Source organism: Paenibacillus sp. LjRoot56 (assembly GCF_964253335.1).
Taxonomy (GTDB): Bacteria; Bacillota; Bacilli; order Paenibacillales; family NBRC-103111; genus Paenibacillus_E; species Paenibacillus_E allorhizoplanae.
The window spans coordinates 1,101,324-1,123,628 of sequence record NZ_CAXURV020000001.1 but is presented as its reverse complement, the minus strand read 5'-3'; the positions used below and the strand labels follow the sequence as shown (position 1 = coordinate 1,123,628).

General features: G+C 46.7%; 17 protein-coding genes. 3 read left to right on the top strand and 14 right to left on the bottom strand.

Annotated elements, in window-relative coordinates; genetic code table 11:
- Positions 1–274: 274 nt before the first annotated feature.
- Entirely contained in the window at positions 275–1,945 is a 1,671-nt protein-coding gene (locus ACSQ8O_RS05125; protein WP_436240702.1) for an ATP-binding cassette domain-containing protein, read from the bottom strand.
- On the bottom strand, positions 1,936–2,844 hold the full coding sequence (locus ACSQ8O_RS05120) for an energy-coupling factor ABC transporter ATP-binding protein (protein ID WP_436240701.1): 909 nt from the start codon (positions 2,842–2,844) through the stop codon (positions 1,936–1,938). Before ACSQ8O_RS05120 ends, ACSQ8O_RS05125 begins: the two co-directional genes overlap by 10 nt.
- A gap of 141 nt (positions 2,845–2,985) precedes the next feature.
- Between ACSQ8O_RS05120 and ACSQ8O_RS05115 the strand changes: the two genes are divergently transcribed.
- Positions 2,986–3,600 (top strand): biotin transporter BioY, encoded by a 615-nt coding sequence (locus ACSQ8O_RS05115; RefSeq protein WP_056612134.1) that lies wholly within the window; start codon positions 2,986–2,988, stop codon positions 3,598–3,600.
- Between the two features lie 104 nt (positions 3,601–3,704).
- On the opposite strand, the gene ACSQ8O_RS05110 is transcribed toward ACSQ8O_RS05115, so the two are convergent.
- The 10 genes from ACSQ8O_RS05110 to ACSQ8O_RS05065 form a co-directional block, all read right to left on the bottom strand.
- A complete protein-coding gene (locus tag ACSQ8O_RS05110; RefSeq protein ID WP_436240700.1) occupies positions 3,705–5,222 on the bottom strand; it encodes an extracellular solute-binding protein in 1,518 nt (505 codons plus the stop codon).
- A 57-nt stretch (positions 5,223–5,279) separates the two neighbouring features.
- Complete coding sequence (locus ACSQ8O_RS05105) at positions 5,280–6,146, bottom strand: carbohydrate ABC transporter permease (RefSeq protein WP_436240699.1); 867 nt, start codon at positions 6,144–6,146, stop codon at positions 5,280–5,282.
- 24 nt (positions 6,147–6,170) lie between these two features.
- Positions 6,171–7,121: an ABC transporter permease gene (locus ACSQ8O_RS05100; RefSeq protein ID WP_436240698.1), complete on the bottom strand. Its 951-nt coding sequence runs from the start codon at positions 7,119–7,121 to the stop codon at positions 6,171–6,173.
- Positions 7,122–7,287: 166 nt separating this feature from the next.
- Complete coding sequence (locus tag ACSQ8O_RS05095; protein ID WP_436240697.1) at positions 7,288–8,889, bottom strand: response regulator transcription factor; 1,602 nt, start codon at positions 8,887–8,889, stop codon at positions 7,288–7,290.
- On the bottom strand, positions 8,870–10,621 hold the full coding sequence (locus ACSQ8O_RS05090) for a sensor histidine kinase (RefSeq protein ID WP_436240696.1): 1,752 nt from the start codon (positions 10,619–10,621) through the stop codon (positions 8,870–8,872). The genes ACSQ8O_RS05095 and ACSQ8O_RS05090 overlap by 20 nt, the downstream gene beginning before the upstream one ends.
- Positions 10,618–11,490 carry an AraC family transcriptional regulator gene (locus tag ACSQ8O_RS05085; RefSeq protein WP_436240695.1) on the bottom strand — a complete coding sequence of 291 codons (873 nt, stop codon included), beginning with the start codon at positions 11,488–11,490 and terminating at the stop codon, positions 10,618–10,620. Before ACSQ8O_RS05085 ends, ACSQ8O_RS05090 begins: the two co-directional genes overlap by 4 nt.
- Before the next feature lie 134 nt (positions 11,491–11,624).
- A complete protein-coding gene (locus tag ACSQ8O_RS05080; RefSeq protein WP_436240694.1) occupies positions 11,625–12,005 on the bottom strand; it encodes a Rieske (2Fe-2S) protein in 381 nt (126 codons plus the stop codon).
- Positions 12,002–13,132, bottom strand: a complete 1,131-nt coding sequence (locus tag ACSQ8O_RS05075; protein WP_436240693.1) for an amidohydrolase family protein — start codon at positions 13,130–13,132, stop codon at positions 12,002–12,004. Before ACSQ8O_RS05075 ends, ACSQ8O_RS05080 begins: the two co-directional genes overlap by 4 nt.
- Before the next feature lie 445 nt (positions 13,133–13,577).
- Positions 13,578–14,975: an ADP-ribosylglycohydrolase family protein gene (locus ACSQ8O_RS05070; protein ID WP_436240692.1), complete on the bottom strand. Its 1,398-nt coding sequence runs from the start codon at positions 14,973–14,975 to the stop codon at positions 13,578–13,580.
- Positions 14,976–15,058: 83 nt separating this feature from the next.
- Positions 15,059–15,913 carry a helix-turn-helix domain-containing protein gene (locus ACSQ8O_RS05065; RefSeq protein WP_436240691.1) on the bottom strand — a complete coding sequence of 285 codons (855 nt, stop codon included), beginning with the start codon at positions 15,911–15,913 and terminating at the stop codon, positions 15,059–15,061.
- Between the two features lie 209 nt (positions 15,914–16,122).
- On the opposite strand from ACSQ8O_RS05065, the gene ACSQ8O_RS05060 reads away from it, so the two are divergent.
- Both ACSQ8O_RS05060 and ACSQ8O_RS05055 read left to right on the top strand, forming a co-directional pair.
- On the top strand, positions 16,123–17,604 hold the full coding sequence (locus tag ACSQ8O_RS05060) for an S-layer homology domain-containing protein (protein WP_436240690.1): 1,482 nt from the start codon (positions 16,123–16,125) through the stop codon (positions 17,602–17,604).
- Between the two features lie 157 nt (positions 17,605–17,761).
- Positions 17,762–18,940, top strand: coding sequence for a YncE family protein (locus ACSQ8O_RS05055; protein WP_436240689.1), 1,179 nt, complete (start codon positions 17,762–17,764; stop codon positions 18,938–18,940).
- Between the two features lie 385 nt (positions 18,941–19,325).
- On the opposite strand, the gene ACSQ8O_RS05050 is transcribed toward ACSQ8O_RS05055, so the two are convergent.
- Both ACSQ8O_RS05050 and ACSQ8O_RS05045 read right to left on the bottom strand, forming a co-directional pair.
- The gene (locus tag ACSQ8O_RS05050) at positions 19,326–20,021 is read right to left on the bottom strand and encodes a response regulator transcription factor (protein WP_436240688.1); all 696 of its coding nucleotides are present in this window, start codon (positions 20,019–20,021) and stop codon (positions 19,326–19,328) included.
- Complete coding sequence (locus tag ACSQ8O_RS05045) at positions 20,018–22,228, bottom strand: sensor histidine kinase (RefSeq protein ID WP_436240687.1); 2,211 nt, start codon at positions 22,226–22,228, stop codon at positions 20,018–20,020. The genes ACSQ8O_RS05050 and ACSQ8O_RS05045 overlap by 4 nt, the downstream gene beginning before the upstream one ends.
- Positions 22,229–22,305: the final 77 nt, after the last annotated feature.

Genomic DNA, 22,305 nt, shown 5'->3' with positions numbered 1-22,305 from the left:
GAGCTTAGGGGAGCGGAAGACTACACAGAACAAATTTTAACGGACACGAATGACGTTATTTCGACCAGAATGGGGCTTTTGGGGAGCTAACGGACACCATAGCCGTTAAATGGCTCTAGCAAGCCAATAATTCTCTGATTTCAGGCAAATAAGATCTGCTGTGTCCGTTAGCCTACACAAACAATCAAATACAACCTAATAGCGTCCTCTGTGTCCGTTAGCCCCTCTTGTTGGCTACTACTAGACTACCGAAGCTACTAGGTTGTTGTTACTACTACGTAAATAGCAAAAGTCCCCAAGCAAGTAAAGAAACCACCACTAAGACCGTGTCCACTCTCTCCCACTCCAGTGTGTTCTTCCGTAGCAGCAACGTTGTCCCATCAATTTGCTTCATCTCCAGCGCGACGGTCATTTGTTCCGCTTTGTGGAACATCCCTAATAGTAGCGGAACTACGAGTGCAGGAATGTCGCGTACGCGAACACTACCTGGGCGGACAGAGGCTTTCCCTCGTGCTCGCACGATCATCGAGAATTGCTGCCACTCCCGCATGATGAGCGGGATGAACCGGAAAACAAACGAAACCGCCAAGGAAAAGGATGCCACGGGCAGCTTTACCTTGTACAAATATTTCAATGCCCAGTTCAGTCCTTGCACGAGCTGACTATAGGGGGTCGACATGGCGAGCCAGCAGCCTGCCATCAAGACGACAAATAATCGCGTCAGAATAAAGGTGGTGCTCCAGCCATTGTCAACAGAGTAGCCGAACGGTGAGAATTCGATCCCCGCCAGCGCGACGGAAAAGATCAGGAAAATCGCATACGACGTTGCGATTTTGCGAATCCCGCGCAACACACTGCGCGGAAGGCCGAGAAACGCGCAGCCGACGAGCGCCGCGGCCACCGCGAGGCCGCCCCACCCCTGCTGCCCCATCGTGCCGATGGCGAGCAGCAGGTAGAGCAGCCACTTCGCGCGCGGGTCCAGCCCCAACCACCCCGCCTGCGGCGCGGGTGGTTCCGGCTTCTGCGCCAGCAGCTGCGCGGGCCGCGGTGGCTGCGCCACGTGCGCGGCGGCCGGCGCCGCCGCTGGCGCAGAAGCGCTGCCAGCTTCGCGCAGCGCAGCCAAGATCGCCGACGCGGCAAGCGCCGGCGTGAGCAGATCCGGCGCGATGGCGATGCCAACGCGCGCCATCTCCACAGCGGCCTCCGCGCAGCTCGGGAGACCAACCCCGGCGCGCGCCAGCACCTCGGGCGCGCGGCAGAGCTCTTGCGGTGAGCCGTCGAAGACGAGCTCGCCATGGTCTAGCACGAGGACACGGTCCGCTAGCGGAAAGAACGTGTCCAGATCGTGCGTGGCGACGACGAGTCCGCCACGACCGCCACGCTCGCGCAGCATGCGCAGCAGCTCGCGCACGGCGGCCGCCTCGAGGCCGGCAGTTGGCTCATCCATGAGGAGCCAATCCGGCGCCGTGGCGAAGGTGGTCGCCAGCGCGAGCCGGCGCTGCTCGCCGCCGCTGAGCGCGAAGGGCGAACGATCCATGGCGAAGACGCCATGGGGATCGAGCGCATGGGTTGCCTCGCGAATGCGGCGATCCCGCTCTCCCTTTTCAAGTTTATACGGCCGAAGCGAATAAGCGAATTCTTGACCTATGCTGCGTGCGAACAATTGCTGCTCGGGGAATTGAAATGTTAAGCCGAAGCGAAGCAATTGCTTGGGATCGGCTTTCATCGGTTTCAGCCAAATCGGCTTTTCATCCACCGTAATCGTTCCAGTTTGTGGCTTAAGTAGACCCGACATCACTTGCAGTAACGTTGATTTCCCTGAACCTGCGTGGCCGATAAGCAACGTTACGGAACCTTCTTCCAGCGTAAAGCTTATATTCTGGAGTAGTCTCACATTAGGTGAATCTGGAGCTGTAACCTCTATTCCCTTCAAGGCTATCGGCATGAGATCACCTCCGCCAATTCTTCCATGTTCAGAGGAAGAGGGTCTAACGTGAGTCCCTGTTCTAGCAAATGCATCGCCGTTTGAATCACAAAGGGCGGATCAAAGCCAAGTTCCACACAAGGCGAAGATTTCTCGAATTTCTTTACTTTCTCAGATTTATCGAATTTCTTTAATTTCTTTAATTTCTCGATTTTCTCGGTTTCCTCATATTCCTCAAATTTCTCCGATTTCTCCCAAGCTTCCCCATAAAAAAACTCACGCGGCTCCCCATCAAAGGTAATCCTTCCAGCGCCAAATCCGACGACACGACTCGCATCCGCCACCTCTTCCAGACGATGTGAAATCCATACAATCGTCGTTCCACGTTGATGTGCCTGGCGCACGGCTTCCCGTACTTCTTTGCGAGAAGCTGGATCCAGCATCGCCGTCGGTTCGTCTAGAAGCAGAATCTCTGGACTTGCTGCGAGTGCGGCAGCGAGATTTACCAGCTGTTTCTGCCCCCCAGATAAGGTAGCCATTGTACGCTCCGGCGAAAGTGACAAGCCTACAGCAGCTAATACTTCCGTATACCAACTCCTGCGTTCCTCAGCCGTTAATTGTTGTGCTTGCGGTAAGAAATCTAGTTCCTCCGCTATTGTTTCTCCTATGAATTGAGCTTCTGGCAATTGGAGCACGCCTCTTGTCGCCTGCGTCACAGCGTTCGTTCTACGCTGCACTTGCCCTTCCGACAATGGGTTCAAGCCTAGCAGCACGCTAGCAAGTGTACTTTTCCCGCTCCCATTGGGTCCCACAACAGCGATCCACTCACCTCTATGAATGTCTAGCGAGACACCTGACCATACGCGTCGCCCTTCTCCCGATTCCATACGATAGACGATCGAAGCGTTCTTTAATGACATTAATTTTTCTCTTGTAGGCATATGTAAAAAAGTTCCTTTCACTTTTCTAGCAGTTGTGCTATCATCTTTATTGTCAACTTGTTAACCAGTCATTTGGTTGACAATAGATTAACAATACCAGAAACAGGAGTGATCAACAATATGAAACTTACGTTACGTGGTGTAATTTTCAGCGCTTTATTTGCAGCTATTCTCGTGTTATTCAGCTTCATCAAAATTCCTCTTCCTACGTCACCTGTACCCATTACACTTCAAACATTAGCCGTTATGCTCGCTGGAGGCTTACTAGGCGCACGATACGGATTTCTAAGTATGGCCCTTGTCGTCGTTCTTACTGCGCTGGGCTTTCCCCTTCTAGCTGGGACTGGCGGCATTGCCAAAGTTCTCGGACCTAGCGGTGGCTTTATCATGATCTGGCCGATATGTGCCCTACTTATTGGTCTTATTTTACCGCGTATTCGTCTGAATGGCATCAAGGGCTATATCGCTGCATTTCTTGTTCTTGAAGTTTTCGGTTCCCTTTTTGCTTATTTAGCTGGCGTACCATGGTTAATGTATAAAGTTCCTGCTTACTCCTTTGCAGATGCCATGGCCGCAGGATGCTATCCATTCCTCGCTGGAGATGCGATTAAAGCGGTGGTAGCCGCACTCATCATTGCGCCCGTTCGTCAAGTCTTCCCGCCACAGCGTCTTACAGGTTCATCTTCACATAGCATTGTGAAAACGGAGAATTCGCAGGATGCCTTGATTCACTAATTCACTCTTAATCACCTAGTACCTTACCTCATATTCGTCCAACAAATAAGAGCCACCCCCAAAGTAGCTAATCTACTTGAGGATGGCTCTTTCATTCCTTTTTTTTACTTCTTCGTAAACCATTCGTTTAAAGCATCAATGGCAGTCTTCCCGCCCTTCGCATCAAACTCCTGTGTAAATTTGTCGAACTCCGACAAATCACGTTTACCCATAATAAATTTCATTGAGTTTTCTTCAACATAATTACGAAGTTCTGTGAATTTAGTATCGTATGCTTCAATCGATGGCGCAAAGTTCGTTTCCTCACGGGATTTTTTAAATTTAAGCTGAGGCTCATAATAAGGCAATAAGCTTTTGGCTTTCAGTCTTGCATCAATACCAAAATCCGTATCCCCTAAGCCGTACATCGAACGCCAGCTAATTTTGTCACTTTGTTCTTTCGTCTGCGTATATACCCCATTTGCTTCTGTGTAATCCTCACCTTTAATACCATAATTTATTAACATATCCGTTTCCGGCTTGTACAAAAAGTTCAGGTATTGGGCTGCACCCAACTTATTTTTAGCTTGTTTAGGAATTACAACATATTGCGTTGAAATCGAAGCATCTTGAATCCCCGATTGACCATTTTTGCCAACTGGAGGTGCAATAAACTGTACAGAGCCGCCATTTTTCTTTTCCTGTAGGGCTTTATCCACGTCAATACCTGATGAGAAATACAACGTATTGAACACGGCTGTTCCGTTAATTAACTTATCTTTGCTATCTTTATTAACTGCAAATTCAGGATCCAATAATCCCTCGTCATACCATTTTTTAAGTGTTGTTATGAATTCTTTGTATTCCGGCTGCACCCAGGAAAATTTCAATTTCCCGTCTTTTATAACTGTAGGTGTAGAAACGCCGAAGGCAGCGGAGAAAGGGAAAAATCCATCAAAGAAAGATCCCGCACTTGAAGTCGCCATCGTCAGTGGCGTAATATTCTTCTTCTCTTTAATTGTCTTCATTGTTGAGTAAAACTCATCGATCGTTGTTGGCGCATTCAAGTTTAATTCCTTCAAAATATCCGCACGCTCAATAAGACCGTTTCCTACCTTTAAGGCATTTCGATAAGGTATCGCATAAACTTTCCCTTCATATCTCAAAGCATCTAGCGACTCTTTACTCGCCATCGTGGATAAATTCGGAATTTGCTTGGCAATTAAATCATCGAGAGGCTCGAGCGCACCTTGTTTGGCCAGTTTAAAGTAGTCGGATTTGCCATTCACCATGATCAGATCAGGCACATCACCAGAAGCAAAGATTATGGATGTTTTTTGCGATGGATTTTCATTGGGAAGTGACTCATATTGAATATTAAAGCCCGAGTTCTCCCTTAACTTATTAATAATCTTATTATTGTTCATGGTGTCCGAACCTTTGAATTGCTCCATAACGCCGTGGTAAAGTCGGGTAATTTTTAAATCCTTAAGCGCTTTGACTTCTCCCCCACTCCCACTTGTTGCCGTCGCAGTCTTTTCTGTTCCTGCCTGGCCCGCTTCCTTGCTTGTGCTGCACCCCGCCATGACAAGCATACACATGACTACACTCATACTGATTGCCGCTGTTTTTCTAAAAACCATGATCGCGCCTCCCTATTTAATTATACATATATGAAAAGTTCGGATATAGGCATGGAATTATCCCTTGACCGCACCTAACATAACACCTTTAACAAAATATTTTTGAATGAAGGGATATACACACAGGATCGGAAATACCACGCAGATGATGGCCGCAGCCGTCGTCGATTCTGGTGTTAGTTCACTTAACACGCCGCCTGTCGTCATGTCTCCCGTCTTGGAGTTGGTTACGATCTGCATCAGGAATACTTGCAGTGGCATCAGACCTCTATCGGTGATATACATCATCGCTTGAAAAAAGCTATTCCAATAACCGACGGCATAAAACATCGCGATCGTTGCAATGGTCGGTAGGGATAAAGGCAGATAGATCCAAGTAAGAATCCGTATGTTGGAAGCCCCATCCATAATCGCCGACTCTTCCAAAGCCTCAGGCAGGCTCAAAAAATAGTTGCGGATCAAAATTAAATTAAACGGTGCCAAGGCCAGAGGCAGCATAATCGACCAGAGTGTGTTCAGTAATCCTAATTGCTTTACAACCAGGTAGGTAGGAATTAGACCACCGCTGAAGAACATCGTGATGACAAAGAACAGCATAAATCCTCTTTTAAAAGGAAAGTTTTTCCTGGATAGTGGAAACGCAGCCAATACGGTGACAGCCATGCTGATTGCCGTGCCAACTACGGTAATAATCAAGGAATTCCAAAATGACATGTAAAACTGTTTATAAGAGAGTACATATTCATACGAAGCAAAGTTGAAGTCTTTCGGCCATAGCCAAATCTCTTTAGCTAAAATATACGTTTCACCACTGAGTGACTTCGCTACAATATGAATCAAAGGTACAACGGTTGATAATGAGAGCAGCGACAATACGATGACATTTACATAATTAAATATGGATTCTCTCCGAATTCTTTTCATGACAAGCCCTCATCTTTCTCTTCCTTAGAAAATTCCTTCTTCCCCCATTTTCCTGGCAAATACATTGGCTAGAATTAGAAGTACGCATCCAATGACTGACTTGAATAATCCCGCTGCTGTCGTTAAACCAAATTGCATAGAGCCTAGGCCCACTCGAAACACATACGTATCAATGATATCCGCCACATCATAGACAGTCGGGTTATACATAACCAGTACTTGTTCGAAACCTGCATCTAAGATATACCCGATTCGCAGCAAGAGAATGATGATAATGGTCGACTTCAGGCCTGGAAGAGAAATATGCCAAATTTGCCGAAAGCGATTCGCCCCATCCACAGTAGCTGCTTGGTATAGTTCCTCATTAATCCCCAGCAGTGCAGCGAGATAAATGATAGCCCCCCAACCTGCTTCCTTCCAAACATCCGAGCCCACGAGTATCCAGCGAAAAATTCTTTCATCCGACATGAAAAAGATCGGTTGGAACCCTAGCATTTCGATGATTCTATTAATAATCCCGCTGCTTGGAGACAGCATATCAATGGCGAGGCCGCCAATAATCACCCATGAAATAAAGTGAGGCAGATATGTGATCGTCTGCACCATTCGTTTGAATTTAACGAATTTGAGCTCATTCAGCAGCAAGGCTAGAATAATGGGAATAGGGAACCCTACGAGCAGTTTCATCAAGGAGATCATAACGGTATTTCTGACTACCCTTGGGAATTCGTCGAACGTAAATAATTCACGAAAATATTGAAGCCCCACCCAATCGCTACCCCATACACCTTCCATCAAATTGTAATCTTTGAAGGCAATGATGACCCCATACATCGGCATATATTTGAAGAGGAGGATGAGAATGACCGCAGGCAATACCATGAGATACAAATCCCAATACCTCAGAAGCTTGAATGACCTCCCTTTTGTTAATTTCACTTCTCTGCTTACTGTCAAAGAATTTGTCTTCATCATTTGTGATCTCCTTAGCTATCGTGCTCTTCTCTTGTACTAACTATATCCCGACAGGTAATGAAAATGTAGACTAATCCTTCTACTTTAATGACCACAATTTCTACGTTTTTACATGCAAAAAAAGACACCAACACTTCATGTTGAATGTCTTTTTTCTTCAAAAAACTTATGACTTGTTCATTTCACTCGGCTTGATTCCCCAGTACTTCTGAAAGCTCCGCGAGAAGTAATTCCCGTTCTTATATCCGACTCGTTCGGCTACTTCATACACTTTGCTCCCCGTTGCCAGCAGCTCCTTGGCCTTTTCCATCCGTAGTCTTAGCACGCTATCCGAGAAATTGCTGCCGGTCACCTCTTTAAAGATTCGGCTCGCATAGGCATAATTCATATACATTTTCTCAGCGACAAAATATAAACTTAGCTCTTCCTCATATAAGTGCCGATCAACGAAAGCCAAGATTTCACTCACCGTAATATGCGTACCCGATTTTCTGCGCTCGCTAATCGATCGGCTAATTCGCGCCATCATGCGATGCAGCCATTCCATGAGCTGTTCCTTCGCCAGCAACTGATTAAAGTTCATAAAATCTGTGTAGTCCTCAGCAAGCGTTTCGCGTAAACTCCACCCGTGGGAATTGACAATTCGCGTCAGTAATGCCGTGATGCGAAGAAGCATCTCTTTCGCCTCGGCAATGGGATGGTTCGGCGAGAAACCGATGTCCATTAACGTGCTGATGAGCTCTGACCTCTTGCTCTCATTGCCCGTTTCCACAGCAATTTCAATGTCTTTCTCCAGATCATTCATATTCAACCAGACTGACTTCGAAGGCGCATCGTTCCGATAAGGAATGACGGTTTCATTGCCCAGTACGATGCGTTCCTGCAGTGCCATTCTACTCTGCTTATAGGCAATCGGCAGCAAGGCTTGATCTCCCACACAAGTTCCAAGGCCAGCGCTGGCTGTCAGCTTCAAGCAGGATTTAACCGTGCTAAGAAGTCTGCCGAGCTGCTGATTGACTTTGAGTTGAAATCCTGACACCTCTACACTTGAAGGAGCAAAGAAGATAATGGCCGTCAGCCCATCATCATCCTGCAGAACGATGCCATCCATATCCTCCACGACATCCCGGGTAATATTAAAGAGTGAATACTGAATTAAGGGCCGCTCCCCTGAATGGAAACGAACATCGGTTTCGGCAATCGGATCCATATCGAGCGTGACAGGCAAATAGATATTGCCCGCTAGGGAGTAGCCGATTTCCTGACTGCGTTTTTCTAATTCCCACGTAGACAAACGCCCGTTCAACCAATTTTTATAAAATGACTGTTTAAGATGCGGCAGATGCTCTTTCCATCGTTGCTTCAGAAGCGCTATGTTATGAATATCATTCAATTCCTGTTCACGAAGCTGTTTGGCTCTTAACACCGTTTCCAGTACAACCTCATTCTCCGCCGGCTTTACCAAATATTTAACAACACCATAATCGATGCTATCTCGTGCATATTCAAAATGGTCAAAACCCGTTAATATGATAACCTTCACATGCGGATATTCATTCTTCAGTACTTTTGCCAGCTCAAGACCACTCATATCAGGCATATGAATATCTGTAATGACAATATCAATGCAGTCCTTTTCTACAGCCACGACGGCTTCCCTGCCGTTTGCCACAGCACCGGCAATTTCAATGTCATAGTCTTTCCATGGAATTCCATAGGCAATCCGCTCTCTGACTTGAAATTCATCTTCAGCGACGAGCAGCTTCATGATCTTCTTCCCCCACTCGTATAGGTATGATTAAGGTAACCTTTGTTCCGAGTCCCTCTTCACTTTCAATCCGGACGTCCGCTTCTTCTCCATAATATAACTTCATTCTTGATTTCACATTTTTCATTCCAAAAAATTGACTCGACGGGCTTTCTTGCGGCACTCGGTAAAGCTTACTTGTCAGTATACTTAGCTCCAGTTGGATTTGCTTCAGCAAGGTGTCTGGCATTCCCATGCCTGTATCTTCTACTTCGATAAATAAAAGATGTTGATGAACCCTAGAGCGAATTCGCAGTTCACCTTCAAAAGGGCATTTCTCAAGCCCATGAATAATCGCGTTTTCTACAATAGGCTGCAGCAACAATTTAAGTACAGGGATGGCCTCAGAGCCTTTTTCCAAATCAATCTCAACTGAAAAGTGTGCTGTTCGCATCTGTTGAACACGAATGTAATACAGCAGATGCTGCATCGTTTCCTCTAATGTAAATTGACTCCGTCCCTTTCCTAAGCTAACTCTGAAAAATTTGGCCAAATTCAAGACCATTTCACTGATTTCTTTCATATTGAATTTGACCGCAACCGAATAGATGGAATCCAGTGTATTATAAAGAAAATGCGGATTAATCTGCGATTGCAGCAAACTAAACTCCGACTTCGCTAAGCGCAGCTCCTTCTCATAATCCTCCTCGATCATAACTCGTTGGGACTCCGCCATCTGATTAAAACCATTCATTACGAGTCCGAATTCATCTCTTCGATCATGCCTGATTTGATAGTTCAGATCTCCCTTGCCAACGAATTTGAAAGCGCTTGATAGTTGACGCAAAGGCTTTAAAATTTGTATGTAAATCAGCCAGGCTGTCCACACAGCAAGAAGCATGCTAAGAAGAATAATAAGGTAGGTAAAGAGCTGCAACCGATGCGATTGTTTGAAAATTTCATCCTTGGGCTGCTCTAATTGAATAGACCATGCGCCGCTTGTTTCTTTCATTGCGAACATATCGGAAGCATAGGCTTGCTTCGCAGCAGGGTTGGTCTCCAGAATCAGCCTGTTATTATAATATAAAGAAATGTTCATCCGTTCGGTCGTTTGGAGATGTTGAATAATACTCTGAAGCGACGATTTATTTACAGCAAAAATCAAAACATTCGGCTCTGGCGAATCTCTTAATACGTCAAGTAACCTAATATAGTAGATATTGGAGCCTTTCAAATATAAGTTCTGACCCCCGCTGGAATCCGCAGTAGGAATATAAATAACCAAAGAACCAATGCCTCGAACGACTTGCTGAAACCAGCCTTCTTCTTTCACTTGAGGCCATCTGAACGCCCCCAGCGCTGTTGAAACGCCATTGCCGCTAGCTCCATGAACAATATAGGCCTCTTGAATGGAACCATTAATATTGGCAAGAGAAGTCAGCTGCTGCATGACTGTATGAATGTCATATAAATGAGTGGGATTAAGTGGGTCTTCAATATCCCTAAAGATGTTTACGATACTGGGATTGGAGCTAATCAGCAGGGTCTGCTGGTCCATATTTGTAGCAATCTGCTCCATATAGGCAAGCGACGTCAGGAGTGCCCCCTTCGTCCGGTCACTAATTTGGACATTCATAATACCTTGTGAGTAATTATTGGCAAATATACTTACACTGACCAGTGGTATGAGGATAAGCAAAAAAGTTAAGGTAAGCTTGAGTTGTAAGGAAATCGCCCCCTGCGTGCTTTTCACGGTTGTTCCTTCCTCTCTATGCTCGAACCTCGTTGTGCAGCTCTCCAGCTGCCTGGGGGACTGCCGTAATATTTACTGAAAGCATGCGTGAAAGCGTAAGCATCGGAATAACCAAGCAATAAGGAAACTTCACTGATCATAAAATCAGAGGAAAGTAACTCAGCTGCTTTTTCCATCCGCAATCGATGCAAATATTGGACAGGGGATACCCCCATTTCCTCCGAAAACATCTTCGAGAAATAAGTGCGGTGAAGGGCTAAGTAATCAGCAACATCACGAACCGTAATATTTTCCATATAGTAAGTGTCCATAAAAGCAACGCTTTTAGGAACCCAGTTCTCTTTGCCAGTCTGATTCTTATCGGACGGGTCCGTTGGAATCATAAGGCCAAAAATGCGATATAGGATGGAACATAACTCGTTATGCCGTTTCATGTCGTATTTGCGGGGAAGGAACAACTGGCGAAGTGTAGCTTCAAGCTCCTTGGACATGACCCCGTACAGGTAAGGAGCGTCCTTACTAAAGCCAGCTTTAGCGAAAAGTCCAGGTGCTTGCAAGCCATCCATGGAAATCCAAATCATCTGAAGGGTGGCATCACTCGGGGCCAACCCATAACGAAAAGTACTCCCCGGTACCATTGCAAACACATCGCCTTTGGACAAAATAATGTGCTCTTTGTCAAAGGTGAACTCAACCTTCCCCTCCATAATAAAGTGCATATTGTAATACTCAAGAATCATAGGCCCTGCTTGATAGCTGGGCTTAGCGATATTGCGACCAAGACGGAGCGGCCAGATGCCGCCTTTTTTGGCGAATTCATCAGGAACGAATAGTTTTGATTCAAAAAATTCCTTAGCGGTTTCCTGCACGCCGATCACCATCCTATCCGTTATCCCTTCTATTGTAGCAAATGCTGAAGATGATTGAATATGGCGCAGAAGCGAAATAAAACCTCTCTCTTTGGCAGTTGGATCCTGCCTGTTTGAGAGAGGTTTTTACTATCTTACATATGAACTAAAATCAGATCATTTTCAATCGAAACGCCGAATTTCTCCACCGTGACATCATACGTCTTGGTGCGCATGGCCACATCCGTGATCATGCAGCCCGACGCGATATCGAATTCCCACTGATGCCAGGGGCAGCGTACGATTTCACCTTCCCTATCAAACTGAAAATCACCAGGTCCTTCGGAAGTCACATAGGCTGTCACCAACCCTTTGCACAGCTCTGCTCCTTGATGAGGGCATATATTGCGCAAGGCATGAAAGCTGCCATTAATGTTGTAGATCCCCACACTACGCCCTTCTACCTCCACAATCTTATGCGTACCAGTTGGAATCTCCCCTACTGTTCCTACGATGTGCTGTGAGCTTCGCTTCATTTCGTCTCCTCCGTTTTGCGTGGAGGCAGACCATATAGCTTGGCTGCATTCTGATAGTAGATGCTGTCCCATAGCTCAGGTTCCAGTTTGGGCAATGCTTGACTTGGTGAATCATAGTCCCAATGCGGATAATCACTGCAAAACATGAGCGTTTCTTTCGCATAGATGCTCTCTAATAAATGATCGAAGATCTCACGGTTCGGTGTCTCTTCAAATGGCTGTGTGGTCACACGGACATGCTCTCGGAAATACTCGCTCGGCTTCTTGCGAACCCATGGCGTTTGCACCCGCAGCCCTTTCCATTCTTGATCCAGCTTCCACAGGAATGGGGCTAGCCACAAGACACCTGCTTCCTGCAAAACAACCTTCAACGTAGGGAAGCGCTCGAACACTCCGTCGAAAATAAAGCTGGCCAAATGTGCGCCCATGACCGCGGGACGCGCGCAACGCTGCTCAATGTAGTGCGTCACATATCCAGCTCCAGTATGCGGGCTATTAATGCCTTCACCTTCTAATCCAACATGGATGGTGAAAGGTAAGTTATGGCGAACGCAGGCTTCATAAATCGGATCATAGTGCCGATTTCCATATGGCAGAGTAGCGCCGCTGGAAACTACCACCTGCACCATGTCGGATCGGCCCCCGACGCGGTCAATTTCTTGCGCAGCAAGCTGCGGGGCCTGCTTCGCAATGAAAACGGACCCCCGCAGTCTGCTTTCTCGCGAAAGCCAGTGCTCAATCGTATATTCATTAATCGCTCGGCAGAGTGCAGCAGCGTAATCATAGTTAGGGGTCGCATGCACGGCATAGCCTTCCCCTGTGAGAATGCCATATTCGACATTGTAGCGGTCCAAATGCTGCTTTTGCATCAAGGCCAGATCACTGCCGGCAGATCCGCCCCCCTCGGGATACGCGTCAGCCATCCGGCCGCCCACGCCTCCATTAAAGTGCATGCCGCCCGGCAGCGCCGGCCCATATTGCTTCATAAGCTCCTGGTACCCTCGCGGCATATAAGATTTTAATGCTTCCAACCCCGTTGCTTGATGAATGTCACAATCGATAATGGATCGTTTCAGCTTCGGACGTTTGTCCGCCGGTAACTGTGTGTCGGTATTCGAAGTCTGCATATCTTTTGCCCCTCCAGCAATTTACATTAGATAGCAGGATGTGAGGTCGTAGATACGAACCATCCTTGCTTCTTGACCTTCATGTTACGTGTCCAGCGGCCAAACAACAATGTTGTCGTGTCTTGTATCTTTTGCGATTTTGTAAGGTGTTTACATGTAACTAGGGGATGGCTCTCACACTCTCCATCTACTGAGAAATGCAAAAAAGCAACTTTTCTCTATTACATACACACTTTCAGGTAAAGTTGATGCAAAAAGGCATCAATTTTTGCATTTTCAGCTCTGTTTTGACCTTTTCAACCGCAAAAGATGCCTTTTCGCATTTATTTAAAGCGTTGAAAGTAATTCCCCTGAAAAGGATGCGTTTTTGCATTTTTGCCAGTTGTGAACCGAACATAGTTGAAAAAAGACCAGCCCATTAGGCTAGTCTTTACAGGTATGAAAGTTACTTTCCGGCAGCATATTCAGCCGATATCTTCTTAAATACCTCATAACTGCGATTGGCACATTCCGAAATTGCGATCGGATGGAACCCAGTCACCTCTGCATATAACGTATCGTTAAGCGGCTCGGCCCAAGAGGACGGAAGCTTATCAGCCCCTAGCTTTGCACCCATAATCGATCCAACGGTAGCGCCATTGCAATCGGTATCCCAACCACCTAGAACCGATGTCGTAATAGCCAACTCAAAATCGTCCTTAGCAAAGATCAACGACGCAGCAACCAAAGCTGCATTATTGTTCGTATGTACACAATGATAGTGCTCGAACGCATTCCAAATCCGCTCGACTAGATCTAATTGATCAACCGCCGTACGCGCAATTTCCACGGCTTGTCGAATATCATGAGCCAAGCGGCTATTGCTAGGAATTTCGCTAAGTCCAATTTCCACAATGCGTTCATTATCGGTTTCGTTAAAAGCCGCTGCAATCATAGCAGCCACAAACATTTCCCCATAAATACCGTTCTTCACATGGGAAAAGGAAGCATCCCGCCATGCTAATTCAGCTGCAAGTTCCGGATTTCCCGCCGCACCGTAAGCAAGTCCATCGGCTCTAATTTGAGCCCCAATCCACTCCCGATACGGATTTAACCAAGTTCGCACCCATTCACTCTTCTGTGCCCAGTCCTCTGTTTGTTCACCTTGCATATGCGAGGTCACCTGGGCGAAATTCAAATAAGACTGCGTCTCTGCTGTACATACTTGCTGGTAGCTAAGGTACTTATGCCACAGCTTGCCAATATCCCAGCTATCGAAATTCAATCCTTTTTCCTCTAAAAGAATCAAACCTAACACGGTATAACGGATATCATCGTCAGTTTCCATAAACTGAATGTTTTCTTTCCAGCTTTTCCGACACCAGTCATTCACTTTCAAATCATACTCGGCTGACGCTCGTGAAGTCCCTGGGGTATATCCGCTAATTGGCCAAGCATCTGCTCCCTTGAACCATAGCTCAATATTCTTCCATCCGTCTCTTCCACCACTGCCATACATAAATTGACCATTCTCAAACGGTTTACCTAGTGCACACCCGATACTTCGGCCGAGCCACGCCCCTTGAAATTGATTGAGCCATGCAGCTTCCGATTTATCCTCCGTTAATTGGCGAGGTCCTTCAGGCCGAGTCGCACGAATGCCAGGCAAGTCGGAAGGCTCCTGATAGGGGAAGTCTTCACGAATTTCAAGCGCCATCAACTGCTGGTACACGGCCATTAGCTTCGCGTCATCCTCTTCAGCTGCAGCCCACTTGTCTAGAAATCCGCTGACATCGCAGCCTTCTTCTCCCCTTTGTTTGATTTCAGCATGTACAATTCCCTTTAAATGCTCCCAGCCAGCCATCGTAAAACCACCTTTTATGTAAGATTTTAAGCTGATTATACGAATTTGGCCTCAGCGAATCTTCTCAATTTCTTTCACACTTCTCAAAATAATTGCTTGACGCCAAATTGTTTACGATATTCCTGAGGGGATAGTCCGGCATCCAAGTTAAAGGCGCGATAGAAGGAGGCCAAGCTCTGAAACCCACTGGAAAAGCTAATGTCTGCGATACTATCCAGGCTCGTGACAAGCTGTTTCTTCGCTTCGCTAATCCGTAGCTGTGTCATATAAGCAATAAAACTGATACCTGTATGCTCCTTAAAAAGGCGGCTTGTCCGCGCGGTGCTCCAGCCTAAATGCTCAGCAACATCCGTGAGTTGAAGGGGCTCTTGATACCGTTCTTTCACAAAAAGCATCACTTCTTTGATCTCGCGCTGCGAATTGGACATATTCTTCCATTGCTCATTGCTGAAGGCACTTCTGTAATGGCGAAGCAAGATAACACCCAACTCTAGCAATTTGCAACGAGTAATCGTTAGATAACCCTCAGCCTTTGCATCAAGCTCCTCATAAATCTGTTGAATGAGTACCCCGATTTGCTGCGCAAGCAGTGTTCCAGCCCCAATATGATTCTCAAATCTCTCCGATCGATAGGCAAATGGCAGCAATAATTTTTCATCTTCTTCAAGGAAAAGACTCGGATCAAAATTCAAAAATATATATCGGCTTGGATCGTGCTGCGCGGATTGAGCAATATGAAGTTCTGTATTATTGACAATAAAGACATCACCTTTGCGAACTTCGTATAGCTTATTTTCAAAAATGAATTGCCCTCTCCCTCCCAGGCAATAGCCAATTTCCAAACTAGAATGGAAATGAAGAGGTTGTGGATATGGTTTTGGACACCAAAGATACGCATTAATTGGAATGAGATTGTCATATTCTATCTTCTGCTTCAATTGGTTTCAGTCCACCTTCGAAATTGAGATAGCACTATTTTACCATTAGCAAAAATGTTGTGGAAAATAAAAATGCCTGTACTCATTTTTACGAAATTGTAATGTCTCACCCCACATTTTTATGCGATTGTTATGCGCAAATTAGTAAGCTTAGTCCTGTAGACAACAGCGCAACAAACAAATCCAATCCACTTGAGGAGTGTTTCTCGATGAAAAATAATAAAAAAGTTCTTGCCGCTCTAACTATTTCAGCAACTGTCGGATTATCCGCCCTTCTACCTTACCATGCGCTAGCAGCAAATCCTTTCACGGATTCCGCAAGTGTTGCACAAATCCAGACTGCGATTGAGCAATTAGCTCAGCAGCAGGTGCTGTCCGGTTATGAGAACAATAGCTTCAAACCTAATCAAGCGGTCACACGCAGTGAGATTGCCAAAATGGTAGCCCTCTCTTTCCACGTAAACACTTCTGTGGATGCAACGACAGTTAATCCTTTTCAAGATGTGAGTTCAAAAGATTGGTACTATAACTACGCGCTTTCCTTGCAGGCTCTTGGTGCGATGAATGATGTGGCTGGCCAGCAATTCGCTGGGGCGCAAACGATCACTTCCGAGCAGTTAAGCAGCATCGTTGCGAAAGTCCTCCAAGTTGACGTTACAACGATTCGCCAGTTGCCAAGCTACGCATCACTTAGCAGCCAAGTTACACGCGGTCAAGCTGCCCTGCTTCTGGTTGAAGCTCAGAAAGTGGCTCCTGTTCGTGTGACGAAGCTTGTAGTTCTGAATGCTATTTCCCTACAGGTGACCTTCTCAGCACCAATTCCTACCGCTGAATTAGAGCTGGATCCCGCGTCCAAAAACTTTGTTTTTGACAATGGCCTTGCCATCAATAACGTGCCGCGCCTAAAAACAGGCTCTGTATCCACGTATATTGTACCGGTTCCAACGCAGAAAGCAGGCACGACGTACTCGCTGACTTATAAAGGCCAACCTGCCGTTACTTTCACAGCTAGCACAGAGAAAATCCGCTTGGATTCCACGGCTCAGGTTGCTAATGATCTATTTGAAGTTGAATCCCATCTAACTGACGGTGTTGCGGATTATGGTTATGTCATCGCGGCTTACAGTAAGGGCCGTCCAGGTTCATTTATCGTTGATGAAAATAATCGGTACAATGGCACGACCTACCAAATCTTATCTTCCATGCGTAATCGCCAAGTTCAAATCACCCCTGAGGGTGGTGCAACAATGACGGCTAAATACTTGCCATTCACGCAAGCAACAGATGGTCGCCAAGCGCCTAAGTTCATTTTGCCTAACGGAGAGACCTTCCATCCAGGTGTAACGTATACAGTCTCCGCGGACTGGGCAACTTTGAAGCACCCTACTTTTACGGCAAAAGAAATCGCTCCGCTTCAGCTTCAATCCGCAGCAGCAGTAGATGCGAAGACGATTGCAGTTACACTAACGCAAGATCCGAAGGATGAAATCTTCGTTTCACGCCGCGTAACTCTAACTGCTGCTGATGGCACAGTTCTGACTGCTGAATATAGCTTGACGACTCGCAAAGGTGCCGTTGGTACGTTCACGCTGCTCAATAATGCTCAGTTGGTTCCAGATACGACGTACACCGTTGCGCCAGTGGGTGCATGGGCTACTGCAACAGGAGTCACTTTAAACTTGAAAAAGTAAGCAAAGATCATAAAATCAAATAACAAAAAGATAAGGAAGATGACCTGTGATCAGGTTCTCTTCCTTACCTTTGTTTGCTACACTTATCCACAGGCACTGTTGTTTCCTAGGCTTCTTATACTCTTCTTATACTCTTAATGCAGAGGTGACCTTCTATATGATATTCACAAATAGATCTCTATTCGCAAGCTTAACACCGCTAACGTTGTTTCTTGTCTTGATTGGCTGTAGCAGCCAACAGCCGAATGCAGTCAACAGCATCAATCCGACGAAGACAGCAACGCCATCTCCTACTGCTGCGGCAACACAAACGCCAGTGACAAGTTCCTTACCTGCGACTGTGAGCCCTTCGCCTACAACGACTAAGACTACAACCCTCATGGTGACGCATTCGAAAAGTGACTACATGTCGTTCCTCGATCCTGTTTCTGGCCGGATGGAGAATCTTGTCGTAGGAAAAGCCCCTTTTGCTATCGCAGAGGGGCCGAATCATCGCGCTTATGTATCAACAGCTGAAGGGGTTGCCGTCATCGATACGAAGCTTCGTACACGGATTGCTCTTGTCCCTTATCAGGCCGATGTGGGTAAACCACGCTTTGGTGAATATCGCTCGGGCGGTATGGGAATTGCGGTATCTCCAGATGGAAAATTCGTTTATGTCGGTGTTTATCTGGATGGAGGTAAGAGTCAACTTGAGATCTTAGATACCGAAAAGCTCGCAATGACGGGCCGAGTTCCTGTTGGCGTACGACCTTTTGATGTCGTGACCAGCCTCGACGGCCGCGAAGTCTATAGTATCGACCATGACGGCTACACCGTGACGGCTGTCGATCCATTTACACTAAAAGGTCGCACGTTAGAGGCTGCTCCTTTCGGTAAAGGCGGCTTCGAGAAGCCTCACTACGCCGTCGTCCGGGCAGATGGCCGCTTACTTCTGCCTTACCAAGGCCGTGGCCTTGTAGTGCTTGATCCGAAGAGCGGCAGCTACACCACCGAACCCTTGACGGGGAACACGCATCAGGAAGGTGTCACGCTCACCCCAGACGGCAAGCAGCTGCTGATCGTTGGCATCGGTTCAGCAGGCAGCGCAACGGGCAAACCTAATTTGACCATACTCGACGCCAATACGTATAAGGAAAAGATTATTCCATTAGCTCGCATGCACCAAATGGTCGCTAGCAGCGCCGATGGACGTTATGCCTATCTCACTGGAGGCGTCACTTATGCGGATACGGGCTGGAATGGGATGACGGTAGTCGACCTGTCAGCAGGCACGACACGCGAATTCGAGCTGCCCGATTATCCACTGGATGTGCAGCTTTTGACGAATAACTAGTCTTAGCCGATCCTTGGAGTTCCTAGGTTTGGAGACAGTCATGATTCACAAATCTGATTAACTGGATAATATACAGCTATTTAGGCCAAATTTCTTATAATAATCGATTTAACTGGAAAATAGGTAGTTAATATTGCCTCTTTGGTGCATATCCGGCTAAAGTGGTCGAAATTAACTACAGGTTTTCCATCTAATCTGCGTTTGTTCGGGAAACCTCAATATTTAACTGTATAAAATCCATTTACTTACCTGAAAGACAGTAGTTACTCTACTCGCAACCAGCATTTCACACATCATCATGCCCTAATTCTTCGCCAACTTCAAAAAAGTATCTCGGTAGGTATTGAATTGCTCAAATGCCTCTTTCATCCTGTATCGCCGAAAATCAATCCCCCTTCGCCATATAACCAACACCAGGGTAGGTCACAATCAATTCCTGCCCTTCGGTGTGTGCCTTCAGCTTCTGCCGAATTCGTGCGATAGTAACGCGCAAATACTCGACCTCATCGCGATACTCACTTCCCCAAATCTCGCTCAACAGCTGCTCATGCGTCATTACTTTGCCTTCATGCTGCAAGAGAAGAACGAACAGATTATACTCTGTCTCGGTGAATTTCACTTCCGCTTCGCTAACCCAAATTCGGCGCTGAGCTAAATTGACGTTCACAGGCCCAACAGTCAGTTCGCTTACTGTAGATGGTGCAGGCATACGTCCATCCAAGCGACGCAGCACGGCATTAACTCTGGCAAACAGCTCGTCCAACGAGAAAGGCTTCGTCAAATAATCATCTGCACCGAGATTTAACCCCTGCACTTTATCCGCACCATTGCTCCTTGCTGTTAGCATAATAACAGGCACGCTGGAATAGGTACGCAGTCTGCGCAATACTTCGAAGCCATCCATCCCTGGCATCATCAGATCTAGCAAAATTAAATCTGGATCAACGGCTTCTGCCTTCTCCAGAGCCTCTGCCCCGTTCTGACAGGCCACCGTTTCGAATCCTAACGATTTCAGATTCGCCGCGATAAACCGAATGATTTTCGGCTCATCGTCGACGATCATGATTTTCTTTGCGCTCATGCTAGCTCATCTCCCCCATTAAACCGTGGAATCATCAAAGTGAATCGGCTTCCCTCACCCAGTTGGCTTTCAACCTGAATGGTTCCGCCATGGGCTTCCATAATTCCTTTGCAAATCGCCAATCCAAGCCCTGTGCCCCCAGTTTGACGACTGGACGATACGTCCACACGATAGAAGCGATCGAATAATTTCGCCAAATGTTCCTCTGCTATACCGATCCCATTATCCTGTACGTGAACATAGACATACTCTTCGTCCGCATGCGTGGTTACCTTAATGATCGGTTCCCGCTCATTATATCGAACTGCATTGATGAACAAGTTCAAGAAAACCTGTTCCATCCGAAGCTTATCTGCAAAGACAAGAGGTGTATCCGAAGATAACGCAACCTCCAATTGAAGTCGTGCAGCGCTGATATCTTCAGGCAGTCGATGTCTAGCACTTTCGATCACGGTGGCTAGCCTCAACGGTTGCGGATGAATCCCCATCGCACCCGATTCGATTTTGGATATATCCAGCCACTCATCGATAAGATCTTGGATACGGCCTATATCCTCATGAATGCCTTCAAGCAACTCCAGCTTAAAGTCCTCATCCCAGTGCGCGTCCTTGCGCAGTAAGGTTTCCACACCACCGCGGATACTCGTAATCGGGGTTTTGAATTCATGCGATGCCAGAGAGATGAGATCGTTCTTCAACGCGTCGATTTCATGCTCCTTCGTTCTGTCACGCCACACATAACCGCGGCCAAATACCCGCCCATCCCTCGCAACCTGAAACGCGGATACCATCATAAAGCGTGGCTTGCCTTGCACTGTTTTCACCGTTAAGGCGCTCTGTACCCTCGGCTCCGCTGTCAACTTACGCAATTGGAGCTCGTCCTGATCTTCTGGCAATAGCTCAGCAATTCGCTCAAATAAATCAGCCTCCGGCATATGGGACAATTCGCCCATTGGAATCGCGAAACTTTCCGCCATCTGATGATTGGCATATAGCACGTTATGCTGCACATCAATCAGGACAATCGCATCCGACATGCTTTCTAGGACGGCATTCAACGTCGCATGCTCGTCCTGCAATCGCTGTGTTCGCTCTTCTACGCGATGCTCAAGCTCGCTATTCAGCTGCAGCAAGGCGCGTTGGTTTTCTTTGATCTGAGCAGCCATGCGGAAGAAATGCTCCGCGAGCTGATGCAGCTCTGCGGGTGCTCCGCGCGGTACAACCTTCTGATCAGGCTGAGCGAATGATCCTCCAGCTAATCGCTGTGTATAACCGACTAAGGCGTGGATCGTGCCGTTTAATCTTTTGGCCAACAGACTGCCAAGTAACACAGTTAAGATCAGCGTGAACACTAACAACAGCAGCGTGATCCGTAAAGATTCCGTGAATGCTGCGTTGACAGCAGCGGTCGACCTGCTTACCCATACAATGAGATTCAAGTCTGGAATTAGCTTATATGTAATAAGTTCTTTATGTGACGAGGAGCTTAGCGTGTAGGTGCCTTCGCCTTGTTTAAGCATTTTGGCATCGGCGACGACTGGCTCCTTGGATAAATCCGCCATAGCTTCCGTTAGCGATGCGTTCGGATGATAAATCGGCTTGCCTGCATGATCCAAGACAACAGGATACGCCTCTGTCCCATAGTCATATTTGGTAACAAGTGTCTTAATTGGCGCTAATTCAAGCACAGCCAACACGAAACCATCTACTTGCTTGTTGCCTTTGTAGATCGGTACAGCAATCGCTATAGCCGGTTGATTCAAGCTCTCAGGACCTTTAAATAACGAAGATATAATGGCTTTCTGTCCAGCCTTCACACGAGCCGTGTAGTCACGATTGTTAACATCCACACCAATCAAATTCGTCGACATCTGATGTGTGGCTTTGATCATCCCCTTATCATCGACCACATAAATACCTGTGAATCCCTCAAGGTTCTCTTGCAAGGATTGCAGCTTCAACGTCAGACTCTCCCGATTTCGAAATGCTGCATCCGAAGCCGAAATCGTTGCCGCCAAGGTTTCAACGGCATTGCGATGATAGGACATATAAGCTTCTACCGCGTCTCCAAGGCGATACGTCGTCTGCCGCTGGTTTTGGTTCGTTTCCTGTGTAATATGCTTAATTTGCGAAACCTGGAAACCGCCTAGAATTAGGATTGGAATCAAGGCCATTAGGGCAAATGTAATCGTTAAATGTGACCTCATGGAATAATGCTTCAAGGAAATACCCCGCTCTCCAGCTCAAGCTTTTGCTTAGCATTCCAACTTATTTTACCACTGAC